The sequence below is a fragment of the Pseudoalteromonas sp. TAB23 genome, assembly GCF_000498075.1.
Classification (GTDB): domain Bacteria; phylum Pseudomonadota; class Gammaproteobacteria; order Enterobacterales; family Alteromonadaceae; genus Pseudoalteromonas; species Pseudoalteromonas arctica.
On record NZ_AUTP01000286.1, the window covers coordinates 1 to 3,597 of the forward strand.

Annotated in this window: 4 protein-coding genes; 2 read left to right on the forward strand and 2 right to left on the reverse strand. The window is 36.6% G+C overall.

Annotated features, from left to right (window positions below):
• Window positions 1-64 precede the first annotated feature (64 nt).
• Window positions 65-1,233 (forward strand): IS3 family transposase gene (locus tag L654_RS0117840; RefSeq protein ID WP_139016089.1). Its coding sequence is split into 2 segments (ribosomal slippage): window positions 65-341 and window positions 341-1,233, totalling 1,170 coding nucleotides; the frame shifts between segments, so codons are not numbered across the junction.
• Window positions 1,234-1,275: 42 nt separating this feature from the next.
• Entirely contained in the window at window positions 1,276-1,731 is a 456-nt protein-coding gene (locus L654_RS0117845) for a winged helix-turn-helix domain-containing protein (protein ID WP_050582320.1), read from the forward strand.
• Window positions 1,732-1,823: 92 nt separating this feature from the next.
• Here L654_RS0117845 and L654_RS0117850 read toward each other — a convergent pair whose 3' ends face one another.
• Window positions 1,824-2,810: an AbiH family protein gene (locus tag L654_RS0117850; protein WP_024608647.1), complete on the reverse strand. Its 987-nt coding sequence runs from the start codon at window positions 2,808-2,810 to the stop codon at window positions 1,824-1,826.
• Between the two features lie 249 nt (window positions 2,811-3,059).
• On the reverse strand, window positions 3,060-3,597 hold a 538-nt coding region (locus tag L654_RS01000000126370), incomplete at its 5' end, for a DUF3334 family protein (RefSeq protein ID WP_024608648.1).

Genomic DNA, 3,597 nt, shown 5'->3' on the forward strand with positions numbered 1-3,597 from the left:
TGACGTGGTTTAATGGATTCGACTACCCCAGTTAAGAGATAATCAACTTAACTGGAGATCGATAATGACAAAACGTAAAAAGTATTCCAAAGAATTTAAACTTGATGCCATCGCATTAGTTGTTGAGCAAAACTACTCTCAAGCAGAAGCCTCTAGAAATTTAGGGGTAAATCCCAACATGCTTGGTCGGTGGATAAAAGAAGCTGAAAATGATGATGGGCAGGCTTTTAGAGGGAATGGTAATTTGACCCCTGAGCAAGAAGAGATCAGAGAGCTAAAAGCGCAAGTGAAACGCCTAGAAATGGAGCGTGAAATATTAAAAAAAGCGACGGTCTTCTTTGCCAAAGAAACGAAGTGAAATACTCGTTCATAACCCAATACAAGAAGACCTGGCCTGTGGCGGTAATGTGCCGAATACTGGGTGTAAAAAGTAACAATTACTATAGTTATCAAAAGCGATATTCAACTAAATCAGAGGATCCAACACATCAAGAAATGATTGATTGGGTCAAGGACATAGCGCACTTCAGTGATAATACTTACGGTGAAAGGCGTATTCAGAAAGTCTTAAATGCACTCGGTTTTCCGGTGAGCCGTCACAAAACAGCACAGTTAATGAAAGAGGCAAATGTCTGGGTGCGTTATAAAAAGAAATACAAAGTAACAACGAATAGTGACCATAACAAGCCTATTTATCCCAATGTACTTGAGCAAAACTTCAACGTTGAAGCCGCTGATCAAGCTTGGGTACAAGATATCACTTATGTTTGGACTGCAGAAGGTTGGTTATATCTGGCGGTAGTGATTGATTTATATTCGCGTAAAGTCGTTGGTTGGAGCATGGGCTCACGAATGAAAGCGCAGCTTGTCTGTGACGCACTGACTATGGCGATGTGGCAACGCCAACCCAAAGCAGGGTTGATTATCCATTCAGATCAAGGGGTTCAATATGCAAGCCATCAATATCGTAGATTGCTCAAGTCAAACGACTTCATTGGTAGCATGAGTAAGAAAGGTTGTTGCTGGGATAATGCTGTTGCAGAAAGCTTCTTCGGTAGTTTGAAGCAAGAGCGCGTGCATTGGAAAAATTACCCAACGCGTTATGAAGCTCAACAGGATGTAATGAATTACATCTGCATGTGGTACAACAGTCGTCGCTTACATTCGTACTTAAATTATCAAAGCCCAAATGACTTTGAAGAACGAACCGAAACATTAGATATGGTTTCTTAACTAGGGTGACTGAATTTAGTTGACCACGTCACCTTTTCAAGTGTGCCTATTATTATGCTTACCGCAAAAAGTGAAGAAATAGACCGCTTACTGGGTTTAGAGGTCGGCGCCGATGACTACATATGCAAACCCTTCAGCCCCAAAGAAGTTATAGCACGCATAAAAGCCGTACTAAGAAGGACCAGCCAGCCTAAAACCAACATCATCAATCATAATAATTTTCAATTACACAAAGACGATTACGAAGCCCGCCTAAACGGCAAAAGCATTGGCTTTACCGCCGTCGAGTTTAAAATATTTTTATTATTTATAAGCCACGTAGGGCGTGTTTTTACCCGCGAAGATATTATTAATAACGTATACAGCGACACAACCGACATATCCGATCGCAACATAGATACACACATTAAAAATATACGAAAAAAGATTAACGACATTCAAGCAGGACTAAACCCAATAGCTGCGGTTTATAGTGTGGGTTATAAGTTTAAAGAGTAGGTAGTATTGCCTAAAGGATAGTTATAGCCGCACGCATTAGTAACGAGAAAATAGCTCAATTAAGGAGTAAAACGCTAAAAGCACTTGGTAAATCAATTTAAAAAAAACATTTCAGAATTAAAAGAAAAATAAACACGTTTAGATACTGCTTCAAGTTCTTCGGGTGCAATGAATTTTTTCAACAATGCTCGTCGTCGCCTTTCAAGAAGCTGAGACCTTCTTTTATTAATACTTGGTAAATATTCAAATACTATTAGTCTACAATTCCTCTCCTTAAGTTGCTCTGCTATTAAATCCCACCATAACTGATCAGTCTCTCCAATAGATGAACCAAATATGCATATTAGATCTGCTTCTGAAATCAACTTTTCACAGTCGGACTCAATGCCATGTCTCATAACTAAATTACAGTCTCGTTTTATCAAATGATTTGTAGCATCAATATTATTTGAAAGTTCTTTACTAATTATTTGCTCTGCATTATCAACGCCGATGACCATATCTGAATCTATTGTTCCATGAACATGGAATATAGAATCTAGCCTATGTAGACCAACATCTTCTTTTTTCTCAATCTTAAGATTTGAGTTACGATTAGAAATATTATTTAGACCTAAAATATGTTCTGCCGTATGTGTGTAATTAAAATTAACTATAGAATAAAAATTATGTCTTCGATCTTTACCCCCGAAGAATTTTCTCAAAGATATTGCATCTCTGACTAAAAGAAACTTTTCAGGATGAAATAGATCTTCAATGAATTTTTCATTATTTATGCTTGATATTTTTTCTTTAGTAAATTTTTTTTGAGCTAAAGTTAAATATTCGGCGAGTTCTTCTACGATATTCTCATGAATATCATCCAATTCATCTAATGAGTTTATTTCTTTTGTATATTCACCAAGAGCTAACTCTAAATCAGACCATTTATCTATATTATTAGAGATATTGTCTTTGAAATTTTTGACTGGATAAGAGTCACTTTCTTGAATTTTGTAGAACCCATAAAAATCTTTATAGCTACTTTTCAAACCAAGATTAAGATCAAAGCCATTCCCTATTAAGTACACCGTTTTCACACTTTATTTCCATATTCAATTTTAAAAGACAAAAACTTGGTCGTCATATATGAGCGTATTCAGTTTTTTAATTGTATCGATTGTAAATAGATCAAAAAATTAATTCAAATTAATGCTTAAATAACCTTAACCCACAAAAAAACACGATATAAAATCGCGTTTTTTATTTTAAATGATTTTACCTAACTGCTAATTATTTTAAAAACCGTTGGGTTTCGTTTCACTCAACTCAACCTACGTAAATAGACTTTAAAGTCCTAAGCCTGCCATAAAGTCGTCATCGGCATCGTCTTGCACAACGTCTTTAGCCTTTGCGCTTTCTTTTTCAGCCTTCTTTTTAGCTTCGTTTTCAATTATGTCGTCTGGATCAAGTGCTTCTGCAATATCAAAGTCATGTAATTTAATAAACTCTGTTTTATCCATCGCTAATTCCAAGTAAAAAATATTTTGTTTACTTGTGGTGAATGTTACGCGGCGAGCTTGCGGGCGATCCATCGTGGTATCTACCGATATTTGCACTTGCTTGTTTATTGCCATCATTTTTGGCTGGTTTTGTGTAATAGACGTATGCAATTGCTCGCGCACTTTAGACGTAAAGTCGCCAACAATTTGATTCATCAACTCGCCTAGTACGTTTGATACGTCGTCTGATAAATGGCTATGCGCTATTTCATCTTCTGGCATTCCCATGTTGCGCATGTAATCGCCATAAATTTCCATCGCCGCTTGCGAAGTAAAGTTGGTAATTACAAGCCCTGTAAAACCGCCGTCAAATAAAACAAAGCAG